This is a genomic window from Microbacterium sp. STN6 (assembly GCF_026410545.1).
GTDB lineage: Bacteria > Actinomycetota > Actinomycetes > Actinomycetales > Microbacteriaceae > Root112D2.
Genome location: NZ_JAPMIT010000001.1, coordinates 191,822 through 208,212 on the forward strand (window position 1 = coordinate 191,822; position 16,391 = coordinate 208,212).

Sequence of the window (16,391 nt, forward strand, 5' to 3'; positions counted from 1 at the left end):
TATGAGCAGGCCCCAAGGCGCATCGTCGTTGACCGATCAGCAGCCGCCTCAGGGCACGCAGACGGCCGGGGGCGTCGCACGCAGTGCGGCGTCCCCAGCCGAGCCGCGGCCGAGGCGACGAGCAACCGATTGGCGCAAGCGTCTCGAAATCACCGTCCTCTCCGGACCGGCGATCATCGTCTTCGTCGGGTTCGTCATCTTTCCGGTGGCGCTCGCCGCCTACTACGGCTTCTTCCGCTGGAAGGGCTTCGGGCCGCCGCTTGACTTCGTCGGCCTCGGCAACTATCTGGTCATCTTCAAGGACACCGCGTTCCACGAGGTGCTGATCCACAACGGCATCATCGTCGTACTCTCCCTGGTGATTCAGGGGCCCGTCGCGATCGTCCTGGCGCTTCTGCTCAACCGAAAGATCCGCGGGCGGTCCATCATCCGCGTGCTGATCTTCGTACCGTACGTCATCTCCGAGGTCATCGTCGGTGTCGGCTGGAGCCTCATGCTGCAGACCTCCGGCGCGGTCAACGACCTGCTGCAGAGCATCGGGCTCGGCTTCCTCAAGGCCGACTGGCTCTCTGATCCGGGCATCGCCATCTGGTCGCTGATGATCATCATCTCGTGGAAGTACATCGGCTTCGCCGTCATCCTCTTCCTCGCAGGGTTGCAGAGCATCCCTGAAGAGCTCTTCGAGGCGGCGGCGATCGATGGGGCAAGCTATTGGCAGATCCAGCGGCGCATCACACTTCCGCTACTCGGCCCCACGATTCGCATCTGGGCGTTCCTGTCGATCATCGGCTCGCTGCAGCTGTTCGACCTCGTGTACATCATCTGGGGCCAGTACATCGCGTCGACGGCGGGCGTCTCGACCATGGCGACATACATGGTCGCCAACGGGCGCACCTCGGGCAACTACGGATACGGCAATGCCGTCGCCGTCGTCATGTTCCTGATCTCACTCGTTATCGCACTGGTCTACCAGCGCTTCGTGTTGCGCCGCGACATGGCGGGCGCAGTCACTGAGAGGCAGAAGTAATGTCAGCCATCACACTGAACCGCGCGGCGGGCACTGAGAAGCCCCGCAAAGAGAAGAAGGGCGCGGCCGAGTCCAGCCACTGGGGCAGCCCGGTCACCTACTTCATCGCCCTCGTCTTCATCGCGGTGTGCCTCGCACCGGTGCTCTACATCGTCATCGGCGGATTCCGCAGCAACTCGCAGATCACGTCGTCGCCCGCCGGCTGGCCGAGCCCGTGGCAGTTCGACAACTACGCGAGCGTGCTCACAAGCTCGACGTTCTGGCTCGAGATCGGCAACTCCGCGATCGCGGGCCTGACCACCACCGTCGGGGTCGTCGTTCTCGGCGTCATGGTGAGCTTCGTGATCGCGCGGTACGAGTTCAAGGGGCGCGGCGCCATGTACTCGCTGTTCGCCGCGGGCCTCATGTTCCCCATGACGGTGGCGATCACGCCGCTGTACATCCTGGTCAAGGACATCGGCCTCATGAACAACCTGGCCGGCGTGATCCTGCCGCAGATCGCGTTCGCGCTGCCGACGACCGTGATCATTCTGGTGCCGTTCCTCAAGGCGATCCCCGACGAGATCGAGGAGGCCGCGTCGATCGACGGGGCCAGCCGGCTCGGCTTCTTCTTCCGCATGGTTGTGCCGCTGTCGGTTCCCGGCGTCGTGACGGTGGGCATTCTTGCGTTCATCGCCAGCTGGAACAGCTACCTGCTGCCCCTGTTCATTCTGAATGATCAGTCGACGTTCACCCTTCCGCTCGGCGTGCAGGCCTTCGCCTCGCAGTACTCGGTCGACACAGCCAAGGTGCTGGCATTCACTTCCCTGTCCATGATCCCGGCGCTCATCTTCTTCACCATCTTCGAGAGGCGCATTGTCGGCGGGCTCACCGGAGCGGTCAAGGGGTGAGCTGCGGCGCCCGATCGCGCCCATGCGGTCGGGGCCCGCAACACCCTGGCACTCCTCTGCCGTTCTGAAAACGAAAGTGATGATTCTGTGACCGCCGCCGATGTCCGCATGCCCGAGGTCTCCGAGCGCGTGCGAGCGCTGCACAAGAGCATGAGCCTCGAAGAGAAGCTCGCGCAGATCGTGGGCTACTGGCTCGACCAGAACGGCCTCGTCGCTCCCATGCAGGGCGAGATGGCCGCGGGGCAGAAGCCCGCGGGAGACCTCGCCGAGGTGACCACACACGGCATCGGGCACTACACGCGCGTGTACGGCACGAGGCCGGTCGAGGCTGCCGAGCGCGCGGCCTGGCTCTGGGGCGAGCAGCGCCGGCTGAAGCGGGAGACGAGGCTCGGCATCCCCGCGCTCGTGCACGAGGAGTGTCTCACGGGGCTTGCCGCCTGGAAGGCCGCGACGTTCCCGACCCCGCTGGCATGGGGTGCGTCGTTCGACCCCGAGCTGGTCGAGCAGGTGGGCCGCGCCATCGGTGACTCCATGAAGCAGCTCGGCATCCACCAAGGGCTCGCACCCGTGCTCGACGTCGTGCGCGACCCGCGCTGGGGGCGGGTCGACGAGTGCATCGCCGAAGATCCCTACCTCGTGGGCACCGTCGGCACCGCGTATGTGCGCGGGCTGCAGGATGCGGGTGTGCACGCGACGCTCAAGCACTTCCTCGGCTACTCGTCTTCACGCGCTGGGCGCAACCACGCCCCGGTGCACGCCGGCCCGCGCGAGCTCGCCGACGTGTTCCTGCCCCCATTCGAGATGGCGCTTCTCGACGGCGGCGCGAAGTCGGTGATGAACTCCTACACCGACGTCGATGGCATCCCCATGGCCGCGAACGGCGATTACCTCACCGGCCTGCTGCGCGACACGCTCGGGTTCGAGGGCGTGGTCGTCGCCGACTACTTCGCGGTGGCGTTCCTCGAGGTCATGCACGCCGTCGCGGCCGACCGCGGCGAGGCGGCGGCGCTGGCGCTCGAGGCGGGCATCGACATCGAGTTGCCGACCGGCGATGCATACCTGCAGCCGCTCGCCGACCGCATCCGCGCCGGGGAATTCGATGAGGCGTATGTCGACCGGGCGGTGCTGCGCGCCCTCGCGCAGAAGGAGGAGCTCGGCCTGCTCGAGCAGGACGCGTTTGAGAACGATCCGCCCGAGCAGGTCGACCTCGATTCGCCCCGGCATCAGCAGCTCGCCCGCCAGCTCGCCGAGGAGTCGATCGTGCTGCTGTCGAACGACGGCGTGCTGCCGCTCTCGGCCGCAGACACCCCTCACCCCCGCGTTGCCGTCATCGGCCCCAACGCCCACCGGGCTGAGGCGCTTCAGGGCTGCTACTCCTTCGCCAATCATGTGCTCGCCGGCTACCCCGAACTGCCGCTCGGATTCGAGATCCCGACCGTGTACGAGGCGCTGACCGCATCGTTCCGAGCCTCGGGCCGCGCGACGCCAGAACTCGTCTACGAAGAGGGGTGCTCGGTCGAGGGCGATGACACCTCCGGCATCGCGGCGGCCGTGGCCGCGGCGACATCCGCGCAGCTGGCGATCGTGGTCGTCGGCGATCAGGCCGGGCTCTTCGGTCGCGGCACGGTCGGCGAGGGCAACGACTCAGAGTCGCTCGAGCTGCCCGGCGTTCAGCGGCAGCTTGTCGAGGCGGTCGTGGCGAGCGGCACTCCCGCGGTCGTTGTGCTGATCACCGGCCGGCCGTATGCGGTCAGTTGGGCGCTCGACGGCGCCGAGACGGCGCCCGCGGCCGTGCTGCAAGCATTCTTCCCCGGCGAGGGCGGCGGCCTGGCCATCGCCGATGTCATCACCGGCACGGTCAACCCCTCCGGCCGCCTCCCCGTCTCGCTGCCGCGCTCGGCCGGAGCGCAGCCGTATTCGTACCTGCACCCGATTCTGGGCGGCCCCTCTGACGTGACGGCGACCGACCCGACGCCGCTGCGGCCGTTCGGGTTCGGACTGTCGTATGCGTCGTTCGCCTACTCGGAGTTCAGCGTGGATGCGGCGGTGCGCGCGGGCGAGCACTTCACCGCCTCGGTGACCGTGACGAACACGGGCGACGTGGCCGGCGTCGACACCGTTCAGCTCTACGGGCACGACGTGCAGGCCTCGATCACGCGGCCCGTCGCGCAGCTGCTCGGATACACGCGCGTCGAACTCGAGCCCGGGCAGTCCGTGCGGGTGAGCTTCACCGTGCCGACGACCCGCTTCGCCTTCAGCGACCGCCGCATGACGCGCATCGTCGAGCCGGGTGACGTGGAGGTGTGGGTCGCCTCGCACGCGGCAGCCTCTGCCGCCGGCATCACCGAAGAGGCGACCGGCGGGGCGATCGTCAACTCGAAGCAGGCGGCGGTTCGACGCCTGCCCGGCACAGCGACCCCGCGCGCGATCCTCGCGATCACGGGCGATGTGCACCGAGTCACGACGAGAGACGCGCGCGTGGTCTCCGTTGACCTCGGCGCACCGGTGCGCTCGGCGCCCGTGGGAGTGTGAACCTGCCGCCCCCGCCGCCCGCCACCCGCTTCAGCACGTGCTCGTCGGTGACCGGCTGAGGCGCCCGACGGGTTAGGGTCGTTCAGGGACCGGCCATCCGGTCTGCAGCCTTCGAAGGAGATGGAACAGTGGTTCACGCCTCGTCACCGAACCAGACCACGCCCCTGCGCGTCGGCATGGTCGGCTACGCGTTCATGGGCGCCGCCCACTCACACGCGTGGCGCAACGCCCACCGCTTCTTCGACCTGCCCATGACGCCGCAACTGACGGCGCTGGCCGGCCGTAACGAGCAGGCCGCGCGCGAGGCGGCCGACCGCATGGGCTGGGCCTCGGTCGAGACCGACTGGCGCCGCCTCATCGAGCGCGACGACATCGACCTCATCGACATCTGCACGCCAGGCGACACGCACCGCGACATCGCGATCGCCGCGCTCGAGGCCGGCAAGCACGTGCTGTGCGAAAAGCCCCTTGCCAACAGCGTGGCCGAGGCACGCGAGATGACGGATGCCGCCGAGCGCGCCGCGCTCGCCGGGGTCTACGCCATGTGCGGCTACTCGTACCGGCGCACGCCGGCGCTCGCGCTCGCCCGCCGATTCGTTGAAGAAGGCCGGCTGGGGCGCATCCGTCACATTCGGGCCCAGTACCTGCAGGACTGGCTGAGCGACGAGAACGCGCCGCTCACCTGGCGGCTCGACAAGGCGAAGGCGGGCAGCGGCTCGCTCGGCGACATCGGCGCCCACAGCATCGACATGGCGCAGTGGGTGAGCGGTCTGCGCATCGAGGGTGTCTCGGCGGTGCTCGAGACGTTCGTGGTCGAGCGGCCGCTCGGCGGCGAGATGGTGGGGCTCGGCGGCCACGGGCAGACTGGCGACGACGTGGCGAAGGGGCCGGTGACGGTCGACGACGCGGCCATGTTCACGGCGCGCTTCGAGGGCGGCCCCGTCGGCATCTTCGAGGCCACCCGGTTCGCGCTTGGGCGCAAGAACGCCGTGCGGCTCGAGATCAACGGCAGCGAGGGCTCCGTCGCCTTCGACTTCGAGGAGTCGAACATTCTGCAGTACTTCGACGGCAGTGACAGAGCGGATGCGCGGGGTTTCCGCCGCATCATCGTGACCGAGCCCGAGCATCCGTATGTCGGCAACTGGTGGCCCGCGGGCCACGGCCTCGGCTACGAGCACAACTTCACGCACCAGGTCGTCGATCTCGTGCGTGACATTGCCGGCGGCGAGCAGCCTCGCCCCTCGTTCGCCGATGCCCTGCAGGTGCAGCGGGTGCTCGACGCGGTTGAGACGAGTGCGGCGAATCGGTCATCGTGGCAACAGGTGGATAACGACGTGGAGGAGAGCAAGTGAACGGCGCAACGCGACGCGCGCTGGTGGTGCGCGGGGGATGGGACGGACACCAGCCGGTCGAGACGACCGAGTCGGTGATTCCGTTCCTTGAGGCGAACGGCTTCGAGGTTCGTGTCGAGGAATCGAGCGGCATCTACGCCGACGCCGACTACATGGCGGGCGTCGACCTCATCGTGCAGACGAACACCATGAACACCATCGCCGACAACGAGCTCGCCGGCCTCATCGCGGCCGTGAAGAACGGCACCGGCATGGGCGGCTGGCATGGCGGCATCGCCGATTCATACCGAAACAGCGCCGATTACCTGCAGATGATCGGCGGCCAGTTCGCGCATCACGCCGCGAAGGCGCCGAAGAGCGAGCTCGCCGGGGGGCAGGAGGACAACTACCTGACCTACACCATCAACATTGTGCCGGAGCGAGCCGAGCATCCCATCGTGGCGGGCCTCAGCGACTTCACGCTCACCACAGAGCAGTACTGGGTGCTGAGCGACGACTACAACGACGTGCTCGCGACGACCACGGTTGAGGCACGCGCCTTCGACCCGTGGCACCGGCCCGTGACGACGCCGGCAGTGTGGACCCGCGAGTGGGGCGCCGGCCGCATCTTCGTCTGCACGGCCGGCCACCGCCTCGAGGTGCTCGACGACCCGAACGTGCGCATGATCGTCGAGAGGGGGCTGCTGTGGGCAGCCCGCTGAGAATCGGTGTCATCGGCGTCGGCAACATCAGCGCGCAGTACTTCGCGACGCTTCCGGCCCTGCCGGGGCTCGAGCTCGTGGCCGTCGCCGACGTCAACGCGCAGCGCGCCGCCGAGGTCGCCGCAGAACAGGGCGTCGAGGCGCTCACGGTTGATGAACTGCTCGCCGACGATCGAGTCGATGTGGTGCTCAACCTGACCATTCCGGCGGTACATGCCGAAATCGGCATACGTTCGCTCGAGGCGGGCAAGCACGTGTACGGCGAGAAGCCGCTGGCGCTCACAGTGGCCGAGGCGACTCCCATGCTCGAGCTCGCCCGCGCGCAGGGGCTGCGCGTCGGCAGCGCGCCGGACACCGTACTCGGCACGGGAATCCAGACGGTACGGCACGCGCTCGACGCGGGCCTCGTAGGGGAGCCGGTTGCGGCATCCGTGCACTGGAGCGCGGCGGGCCACGAGTTGTGGCACCCTGCGCCGCAGTTCTACTACCAGCCGGGCGGCGGACCGCTCTTCGACATGGGCCCGTACTACCTCACGAGCCTCGTGACGCTGTTCGGCCCGGTCGTGCGCGTGAGCGGCGTTACGACGCGCTCTGCCCGCGAACGCACCGTGGCCAAGGGTGCGTCGGCCGGTGCAGCGGTGCCGGTCGCGGTCGACACGCATGTCAGCGCGCTTCTCGAGCACGAGAGCGGCGTGACCGCGACCGTGACCATGAGCTTCGAGGTGTGGGCCACGCGCACGCCGCTGTTCGAGGTCTACGGCACCGCAGGCACCATCGCCGTGCCAGACCCGAACCGGTTCTCAGAGAGCGTCGAGGTCTACACCGCGGATGCCGGCGAGTGGAGCACCCTGCCGGTTGCCGCCGGCTATGCAGACGCCGCCCGCGGCTTCGGTCTCGCTGACATGGCGCACGCGATCGAGACCAAGCGCTCGCACCGTGCCTCGGGCGAGCTGGCGCTGCACGTGCTCGAGATCATGGAGGCCGTGCTGGTGGCGGGCGCAGAGCACCGCGTGGTCGACATCTCCAGCAGCGTCGAGCGCCCGCAGCCGGTGCCGCTCGGCGCGACGCCGGAGTCGTGGTGAGCTGAGCGTCGCCGAGCGAGCCTGGCACGCAGAGATAAAGTCGTCACATGTCTTCAGCCGATGATCCCGCGCTGCGATTGGCGTCGGCGCGCGGCACCACGGATCGGCTGCGCCGAGCGAACCTGTCGGCGATCCTCACGCTCGTACACCGCGATGGTGCTCTCTCGAGGGCCGAGATCACGCGGCGCACCGGGCTGAACCGCTCCACGGTCGGCGCCTGCGTTGCCGACCTCGTCGAGCTCGGCCTTGTAAGCGAGAGCATGCCGGAGAACGGTTCGCGGGCGGGCCGGCCGAGCCCCATCGTCAGCGTGAGCAGCTCGGTCGTGGCGATCGCCGTGAACCCGGAGGTCGACGCGCTGCACATCGGCGTGGTGGGCCTCGGCGGAAAGGTGCTGCGGCGCATCCGCCTCGAAACGGAACGCACGCTCACCGTGCCCGAGGTCGTCTCGCGGGCCACCGCGGGAATCGCCGGCCTCGTCTCGGGCCACGAGCGCGCCGAGCACGTCATCGGCATGGGCGTGGCGGTGCCGGGCCAGGTGCGCCTCTCGGACGGTCAGGTGCGCGAGGCCACGCACATGGGCTGGGCCGAGGAGCCGCTGACCGCGATGCTCGCGAGCGCCACGGGGTACCGCGCGTCGGCAGCCAACGCGGCCATTCTCGGCATGCGGGCCGAGAGCGTCTTCGGTGCCGGTCGCGGCGTCGATGACTTCGTCTACTTCATCGGCGGGGCGAGCGGCGTGGGCGGCGGCGCGGTCACCGACGGCGACTGGGTGACGGGCGCGGCCGGCTACGCGGGGGAGTTCGGCCACACGTTCGTGCGAAGCGGCGGCCTGGAGTGCGCATGCGGCGCGAACGGCTGCCTCGAGGCCGAGGTGACCCAGCAGCGGTTGCTCGACGCGGTCGGGCTCGACAACGCGCACGAGGACCAGTTGGCGGATGCGCTCGCGACGAGCGCGAGCGACGCGGTGCATCGGCTCGTGCACGAGGATCTCGAGCTGCTCTCGATCGCCGTGCGCAACGCCGTGAACGTGTTCAACCCGAGCGTGGTCGTGCTCGGCGGATATCTCGACGCCCTGTATCGCGCTCGGCGCACAGACGACGAGTGGGATCTCGCGAAGCGCGCCATCCGCTCGGCTCGCGAGAGCGTGCGCGTGATCAGTGCCGCGCTCGGCCGCGACCAGCTCATGATCGGCGCCGGCGAACTGGCGTTCGCCGAGCTGCTCGACGACCCCGCATCGTACGCCCTCGCTGCCGCGTGAGGCGGCCGGCGCACGCGCCCGCCGACCCACGCTCGGCGCACGCGCACGCCGACCCACGCTCGGCGCACGCGCACGCCGACTCGCGCTCGGCGCACGCGCCCGCGCCCGCGCACGCGTCCGCCGCGCCGCGTTGCCGAGCGTGGGTGTTCGCGACGACACTGTGTGGCACACCACCCGATCTCGTCGCGAACACGCGGATTCGGCGAAATTGGCCCGTTTGTGTGCGACTCGAACAAAACCGGCGTTGTCTAGGCGCAGTCGAGCATGTCGTCCGGCACGATCCCGAAAGTTGCCGAATTGAGACTTGCAACCGGGCGCCGGATGTGTTTATGTTGGCGTCGTCAACAAATTGCATCGGGGTGGCTGCGAGGCCTGCATCGCGCATCCGCTCCATTACGAGGAGGTATTCGATGCGTAAGAGGCATCTCGCACTCGGGGCCATCGTGGTCGCGGGAGCCATGCTGCTCGCCGGCTGCTCAAGCAGCTCGAGCGGCGGCAACGGCAGCAACGGCGACACCATCAACAAGAACCCCGACGGCAAGGGCAAGACGCTCACGCTGTGGGACTACGAAGACGACACCAGTGCGATGGGCATCGCGTGGAACGCGGCCATCAAGCAGTTCGAGCAGGAGACCGGCGCCAAGGTGAAGTTCGAGGCGAAGGCCTTCGAGCAGATCCGCACGACGGCCAGCCAGGTGCTGAACTCGAACAAGGCGCCCGACATTCTCGAGTACAACAAGGGCAACGCCACGGCCGGCCTCATCTCGAGCCAGGGCCTGCTCACCAACCTCGACTCCGCCGTCAAGGCGTACGGCTGGGACAAGAAGCTGGCCCCGAGCCTGCAGACCACGGCCAAGTACAGCAAAAAGGGCATCATGGGCTCGGGCAACTGGTTCGGTGTGCCCACCTATGGCGAGTACGTCGAGGTCTACTACAACAAGGACATGTTCGCGAAGTACGGCATCGAGATCCCCAAGACCCTCGATGACTTCGAGAAGGCCATGGCGACGTTCAAGGAGAACGGCGTGACGCCGCTCGCCGAATCCGCCGCCGAGTACCCGCTCGGCCAGCTCTGGTACCAGCTCGCGCTGACGAAGGCCGACCGCAACTGGGTCAACGCCTACCAGACGTACACCGACAAGGTCGACTGGCAGGGCAAGGAGCTCAGCTACGCCACCAAGACCATCAAGGACTGGGAAGACAAGGGCTACATCTCGAAGGATGCCACGGGGCTGAAGGCCGAGGATGCGGGAACCGCGTTCGAGGCGGGCAAGTACCCCATCTTCTTCTCGGGCAGCTGGTGGTACGGCCGCTTCACGAATGAGATCAAGGGCTACGACTGGGGCACGTTCCTGTTCCCCGGCACCACAATGTCGCCCGGCTCGGCCGGCAACATGTGGGTCGTGCCCGCCAACGCCAAGAACAAGGATCTCGCGTACAAGTTCATCGACATCACGATGAGCCCGAAGATCCAGGCGCTCATGGGCAACAACGGCGGTATCCCCGTCGCGGCCGACCCGGCCGACATCACCGACCCGAAGAGCAAGGAGCTGATCGCGAACTTCAACGCTCTGACCGACAAGGACGGCATCGCGTTCTACCCGGACTGGCCCACGCCCACCTTCTACGACCAGCTCAACGCCGGCCTGCAGGAGCTGCTGAACGGCACGAAGAGCCCGAAGGACGTCAACACCGAGCTCGGCACTGAGTACGAGCAAGGCATCGCCGGCGTCAAGTAGCACCACCGATGGGGGTGTCGACGCGAGTCGGCGCCCCCATCATCCGCCCCTCAATCACGCCACGCGAAAGGCAATCACCGTGACCACCCTGTCTGCGCAGCGGCCGCCGGTCCGCCGCCCGAAGCGCCGCAACGACAGCATGCTGCCGTACAGCGGCCGGGGTGGCTTCTGGTGGTACCTCGTTCCCGGCTTCGCCCTGCTCACCGTCATCATTCTGGTGCCGCTGGGGTGGAACGTGTACCTCAGCTTCACGTCGTACCGCGGCATCCTTCCCCCCATCTGGATCGGCGGCGACAACTGGACCCGACTGTTCAGCGACCAGGTCTTCTGGACCTCGTTCCTCAACAGCATCGCCATGATCATCGCCATGGTGGTCGCACCGACGCTGCTCGGCCTGGTGCTCGCCGCCATGCTCTTCGACCTCGTCGGCCGCAAGTTCGGCGGCAAGCTCGCGAGCTTCCTGCGGGCCACCTACTACCTGCCGCAGATTCTGCCCGTCGTCATCGCCGCCATCGTCATCGGCTGGATCCTGAGACCGAGCGACGGCGCGCTCAACAACATCCTGAACGCGATCGGCCTCGGCTCTCTCTCGCACAACTGGCTCGGCAGCCCCGACACGGCGCTCGCCAGCATCATGGTCGTCATGGTCTGGGTACAGCTGGGCTACCCGGTCGTCATCTTCATGGCCGCACTGCAGCGCGTCGACCCCGAACTGTACGAGGCCGCCGAGCTCGACGGTGCCAACTGGTTCCAGCGGTTCCGCGCGATCACGGTGTCGATCATTCGTCCCGAGATCTTCGTCGTGACGCTCACCTGTACCATCGCGGCGCTCAAGGTGTTCGGTCCCATCTACGCGCTGACGCGAGGCGGGCCCGGCACCTCCACGATCGTGCCGAGCTACTACTCGTACAGCGAGTTCTTCCAGACCCAGCAGGTGGGCTACGGCGCCACCATCGCCACGGCGCTCACGGTCATCATCGTGATCGTCTCGATCCTGTTCATCCTTGCGCAGAACCGCGCCGAGAAGGCGGAGCGTTCCAACTGATGTCCACCACCGCATCCACCACGTCACCCGCGAAGACGGATGCCCGGCGCCGCGGCGCCGGGGACCCCTCCCGCTCCCTGCACAAGCAGAAGCCGAAGCGCACCGCCACCGACTACGTGATCCTCGTGATCGCGATCATCATCGCGATCCTGATCGTTGCGCCGTTCCTGTTGATCCTCATCAACTCGTTCAAGTCGCCCGCGGACTACAGCGCGGGCGGCCCGCTGCAGCTGCCGAAGGCCATCGACTTCCACAGCATCGCGAACTTCTGGAACCGCGTCGACTTCCCGCTGAAGCTCTGGAACAGCATCTTCATCTCGGGCCTCGTCTCGATCTTCGCCGTCGTCATCTCGGTGCTCAACGCGTTCGCGCTCGGCATCGGGCGGGTGCGCGCCAGAACCTGGATCATCGTGCTGTTCCTGCTGGCCAACATGATCCCGCAGGAGGCGCTGCTCTACCCGCTGTACATGATGTTCAAGCAGGTGGGCCTCTACGACAACGTGTGGTCGATCATCATCATCTTCACGGTGATCCAGAGCGCGTTCGGCACGTACCTGCTCTCGAGCGTCTACGGCACGTTCCCGAAGGAGATCCTCGAGGCCGCGGCGCTCGACGGCGCGAACCGCTGGAAGATCCTGTGGCGCGTGATCGTGCCCATCTCACGGCCGACGCTCTCGGTTCTGCTCATCTTCTTCTTCATCTGGACATGGAACGAGTTCCTGATCCCGCTGACGTTCCTGATCAGCAACGACAACCAGACCGTGCCCGTGGCGATCACCGCGCTGCAGGGCCAGCGGCTCATGGATGTCACGACCACAAGCGCCTCGGCCCTGCTCGGCCTGATCCCGACGCTCATCTTCTTCCTCATCTTCCAGCGCACCCTGACGCGCGGCATCACCGCCGGCGCCGTCAAGTAGCCGCTGCGCAGCACCACTCGAAAGGCAGCACGTGAAGTTCACCGACGGTTTCTGGCAGGTCCGCCCCGGCGTCGAGCCCCTCTACGCACGCGAGGCATACGGCATCGAGGTGGTCAGCGACGCGAGCGGCGACGACACGCTCGTCGTCACCGCGCCCACCAAGGTGATCGAGCGCCGCGGCGACACCCTCAACCGTCCCGTACTCACGGTCACGCTCAGCTCGCCGATTCCCAACGTGGTGGGCGTGCGCATCGAGCACTTCCAGGGCGTGCGCGATGAGCTCGGCTTCGACCTGGCGCGCGAGAACGGTCACGTCACAACCGAGGTGACGGATGCGCTCGCCTCCCTCACCGCAGGCGAGCTCACGGCCACCGTCACCCGCGGCCCCGGCTGGAACCTCTCCTTCTCGGCCGCCGGCCGCACCCTCACCTCCAGCGGCGACAAGGCGCAGGGCTACATGACCGTCGCGCCGGACGCCGAGGTGACCAGCACGATCGTGGGCAACGCGCGATCAGCGGATGAGCGGCATCCGTCTCGTCACCATCACTACGTGCACGAGCAGCTCGCGCTCGGCGTCGGCGAACTGGTCTATGGCCTGGGCGAGCGCTTCGGGCCGCTCGTGAAGAACGGCCAGGTCGTCGACATCTGGAACGCCGACGGCGGCACGTCGAGCGAGCAGTCGTACAAGAACGTTCCCTTCTATCTGACGAACCGCGGCTACGGCGTGCTCGTGAACCACCCGGGCCACGTCTCGTACGAGATTGGCAGCGAGGCCGTCGAGCGCGTGCAGTTCTCGGTGCCGGGGGAGAGCCTCGAGTACTACCTCATCTATGGGCCGACGCCGAAGCAGATTCTGGAGCGGTACACGGCGCTCACCGGCCGTCCCGCCACGGTGCCGGCCTGGTCGTACGGCCTGTGGCTCTCGACGAGCTTCACCACCAACTACGACGAGGCCACCGTCACGGGCTTCATCGACGCGATGGCAAGGCGGGACCTGCCGCTGAGCGTCTTCCACTTCGACTGCTTCTGGATGCGCGAGTTCAACTGGTGCGACTTCGAGTGGGACCCGCGCACGTTCCCCGACCCGGAGGGCATGCTGACGCGCCTGCACCAGAAGGACCTGCACGTATGCGTCTGGCTGAACCCGTACATCGGCCAGCGTTCGCCGCTGTTCGCCGAGGCGGCCGCGGCCGGCTACCTCGTGAAGCGCCCCAACGGCGACGTCTGGCAGTGGGATCTGTGGCAGGCGGGCATGGGTCTCGTCGACTTCACGAACCCGGATGCGACCCGCTGGTACCAGGGCCACCTGCGGCGCCTGATCGGCCAGGGCGTCGACGCGTTCAAGACCGACTTCGGCGAGCGCATCCCCCTCGAGATCGACTACTTCGACGGCTCGAGCCCCGAGCGCATGCACAACTACTACACGCAGCTCTACAACCAGGCCGTGTTCGACGTGCTCGAGGAGGCACGCGGCGCGGGCGAGGCGGTGCTGTTCGCCCGGTCGGCGACCGCGGGCGGACAGCAGCTGCCCGTGCACTGGGGCGGCGACAACACCTCGAGCTACGAGTCGATGGCCGAGACGCTGCGCGGCGGGCTGTCGCTCGCGTTCAGCGGCTTCGGCTTCTGGAGCCACGACATCGGCGGCTTCGAGGGCACCCCCGACCCCGGCGTATTCAAGCGCTGGGCCGCGTTCGGTCTGCTGTCGAGCCACTCGCGCCTGCACGGCAGCGACTCGTACCGCGTGCCCTGGGCGTTCGACGCCGACGAGGCGGCCGAGGCCGACCCCGAGAGCGCCGTGAGCGTCACGCGCGCCTTCACCAAGCTCAAGCTGCGGCTCATGCCGTACCTGTACGCGGCGGGCCTTGAGGCCCACACGCACGGCACGCCCATCATGCGACCCATGCAGCTCGAGTTCCCACTCGACCCCGCGGTCGCCCAGCTCGACCGGCAGTACATGCTGGGCGCCGACCTGCTCGTCGCCCCCGTGTTCTCGGCCGACGGCGAGGTCGAGTTCTACCTGCCGCACGGCACCTGGACCAACTACGTCACCGGTGAGCGGGTCGTCGGCGGCCGGTGGCGCCGCGAGAGGCACGGCTTCGCGTCGCTGCCGCTGTACGTGCGCGAGGGAGCCGTGATCCCCGTCGGCGCCAGGGACGACCGGCCCGACTACGACTACCTCGACGGGTTGCGACTCGACGTATATGCAGCGGATGCGGCATCCGCTGCCCGTACGCTCACCGTGACCTCGCCGGACGGCACCGCGGCAGACTTCGTGATCGAGCGCACGGATGACGCCGTGCGGCTGCGCAGTACGTCACGCGGCGCGTGGAGCGTTAAAGTCGTTGGAGCGGGCGAGGAGATTCGCCCGGTCGACGGAGAGGTATCGGTGCGGCGGTGACGCAGACGGCAGCGGGTACGGCGGGCAGAGACGACTATCGGGATTCGGGCCTGCAGTTCCCCGCAGACTTCGTGTTCGGGTCGGCGACCGCGTCGTACCAGATCGAGGGCGCGGCGAGCGAGGATGGGCGCGGTTCCTCCATCTGGGATACCTTCAGCCACACTCCCGGGCGGGTGGTGAACGGCGACACGGGTGACGTGGCCGATGACCACTACCACCGGGTCGAGGAAGACCTCGACCTGATGAAGAGCCTGAACCTCGACGCGTATCGGTTCTCCATCGCGTGGCCGCGCATTCAGCCGACCGGCCGCGGCCCCGTGAACCAGGCGGGCCTCGCGTTCTACTCGCGGCTCATCGACGGGCTCATCTCACGCGGCATCACGCCGGTTGCCACGCTCTACCACTGGGATCTGCCGCAGGCGCTCGAAGACGAGGGCGGCTGGGCCAACCGGGCGACGGCCGAGGCGTTCGGCGACTACGCCCGCATCGTGGGCGAGGCGTTCGGAGACCGGGTCGCCGTGTGGACCACGCTCAATGAGCCGTGGTGCTCCGCGTACCTCGGCTACGCGTCCGGAGCGCACGCGCCAGGGCGAACGGAACCCGTGGCGGCACTGCGCGCCGTTCACCACCTGAACCTCGCGCACGGCCTGGCCATCCGCGCCCTTCGCGAGGTCGTAACCAATGACCCCCAGTACTCGGTCACCCTCAACCTGCATGCGCTTCGCGGCGAGGGCACAAGCGGGCCCGAGGCGGTGCGGCGAATCGACGCGCTCGCCAACCGCTGCTTCACCGGGCCCATGCTGCACGGCGCATACCCGGCCGACCTGCTTGAGGACACCAGGGCGCTCACCGACTGGTCGTTCGTCGAGCCGGGCGACCTCGAGACTATTCGGCAGAGAATCGACATTCTCGGCATCAACTACTACTCGACCACGCTCGTGCGCGTCTGGAGCGGCGAGGGCGAGCGTGCCAGCGCCGACGGGCACAAGGCGGTCGGCGCCTCGCCGTGGCCGGGCGCCGACGACATCGAGTTCCTGCCGCAGCCCGGCCCGTACACCGAGATGGGCTGGAACATCGAGCCGAGCGGCCTCGAAGAGCTGCTGACGGCGGTGCACGCCGAGTTCCCCGACCAGCCGCTGATGGTCACCGAGAACGGTGTGGCCTTCGACGACGTCGTATCGACGGATGCCGGTGGCCCGGCCGTTCACGACGAGAACCGCGTCGACTACCTCCGCCGCCACATCACCGCCGTGCACCGGGCATTGGAGGCGGGCGTCGACCTGCGCGGCTACTTTGTGTGGTCGCTTATGGACAACTTCGAGTGGGGCTACGGCTACACCAAGCGATTCGGTATCGTGCGCGTCGACTACGACACGCTCGAGCGCCTGCCGAAGGACAGCGCCCGCTGGTACGCCGAGCTGGCCGCCACCAAGCGAATCCCCGCCTGAG

Annotated in this window: 12 protein-coding genes; all 12 read left to right on the forward strand. The window is 67.8% G+C overall.

Translation table 11 applies throughout. The annotated features are described in order from the left end of the window. The first annotated feature begins 1 nt into the window (after nt 1). On the forward strand, nt 2-1,027 hold the full coding sequence (locus OSC27_RS00875; RefSeq protein WP_267179530.1) for a carbohydrate ABC transporter permease: 1,026 nt from the start codon (nt 2-4) through the stop codon (nt 1,025-1,027). Continuing rightward, the gene (locus OSC27_RS00880; protein ID WP_267179531.1) at nt 1,027-1,917 is read left to right on the forward strand and encodes a carbohydrate ABC transporter permease; all 891 of its coding nucleotides are present in this window, start codon (nt 1,027-1,029) and stop codon (nt 1,915-1,917) included. Before OSC27_RS00875 ends, OSC27_RS00880 begins: the two co-directional genes overlap by 1 nt. 108 nt (nt 1,918-2,025) lie before the next feature. Continuing rightward, nucleotides 2,026-4,449 carry a beta-glucosidase family protein gene (locus tag OSC27_RS00885; protein WP_267180389.1) on the forward strand — a complete coding sequence of 808 codons (2,424 nt, stop codon included), beginning with the start codon at nt 2,026-2,028 and terminating at the stop codon, nt 4,447-4,449. Between the two features lie 176 nt (nt 4,450-4,625). After that, nucleotides 4,626-5,801: a Gfo/Idh/MocA family protein gene (locus tag OSC27_RS00890; RefSeq protein WP_267180390.1), complete on the forward strand. Its 1,176-nt coding sequence runs from the start codon at nt 4,626-4,628 to the stop codon at nt 5,799-5,801. Then, nucleotides 5,798-6,502: a ThuA domain-containing protein gene (locus tag OSC27_RS00895; protein WP_267179532.1), complete on the forward strand. Its 705-nt coding sequence runs from the start codon at nt 5,798-5,800 to the stop codon at nt 6,500-6,502. The genes OSC27_RS00890 and OSC27_RS00895 overlap by 4 nt, the downstream gene beginning before the upstream one ends. Then, complete coding sequence (locus OSC27_RS00900; RefSeq protein WP_267179533.1) at nt 6,487-7,584, forward strand: Gfo/Idh/MocA family protein; 1,098 nt, start codon at nt 6,487-6,489, stop codon at nt 7,582-7,584. Before OSC27_RS00895 ends, OSC27_RS00900 begins: the two co-directional genes overlap by 16 nt. Before the next feature lie 47 nt (nt 7,585-7,631). Continuing rightward, nucleotides 7,632-8,843 (forward strand): ROK family transcriptional regulator, encoded by a 1,212-nt coding sequence (locus OSC27_RS00905; protein WP_267179534.1) that lies wholly within the window; start codon nt 7,632-7,634, stop codon nt 8,841-8,843. A 410-nt stretch (nt 8,844-9,253) separates the two neighbouring features. After that, complete coding sequence (locus OSC27_RS00910) at nt 9,254-10,582, forward strand: ABC transporter substrate-binding protein (RefSeq protein ID WP_267179535.1); 1,329 nt, start codon at nt 9,254-9,256, stop codon at nt 10,580-10,582. A 139-nt stretch (nt 10,583-10,721) separates the two neighbouring features. Then, on the forward strand, nt 10,722-11,627 hold the full coding sequence (locus OSC27_RS00915; RefSeq protein WP_416348815.1) for a carbohydrate ABC transporter permease: 906 nt from the start codon (nt 10,722-10,724) through the stop codon (nt 11,625-11,627). After that, the gene (locus OSC27_RS00920) at nt 11,627-12,544 is read left to right on the forward strand and encodes a carbohydrate ABC transporter permease (protein WP_267179537.1); all 918 of its coding nucleotides are present in this window, start codon (nt 11,627-11,629) and stop codon (nt 12,542-12,544) included. Before OSC27_RS00915 ends, OSC27_RS00920 begins: the two co-directional genes overlap by 1 nt. A 31-nt stretch (nt 12,545-12,575) precedes the next feature. Beyond that, complete coding sequence (yicI, locus tag OSC27_RS00925; RefSeq protein WP_267179538.1) at nt 12,576-14,942, forward strand: alpha-xylosidase; 2,367 nt, start codon at nt 12,576-12,578, stop codon at nt 14,940-14,942. After that, nucleotides 14,939-16,390 carry a GH1 family beta-glucosidase gene (locus OSC27_RS00930; RefSeq protein WP_267179539.1) on the forward strand — a complete coding sequence of 484 codons (1,452 nt, stop codon included), beginning with the start codon at nt 14,939-14,941 and terminating at the stop codon, nt 16,388-16,390. Before yicI ends, OSC27_RS00930 begins: the two co-directional genes overlap by 4 nt. The last annotated feature ends 1 nt before the right edge of the window (nt 16,391 follow it).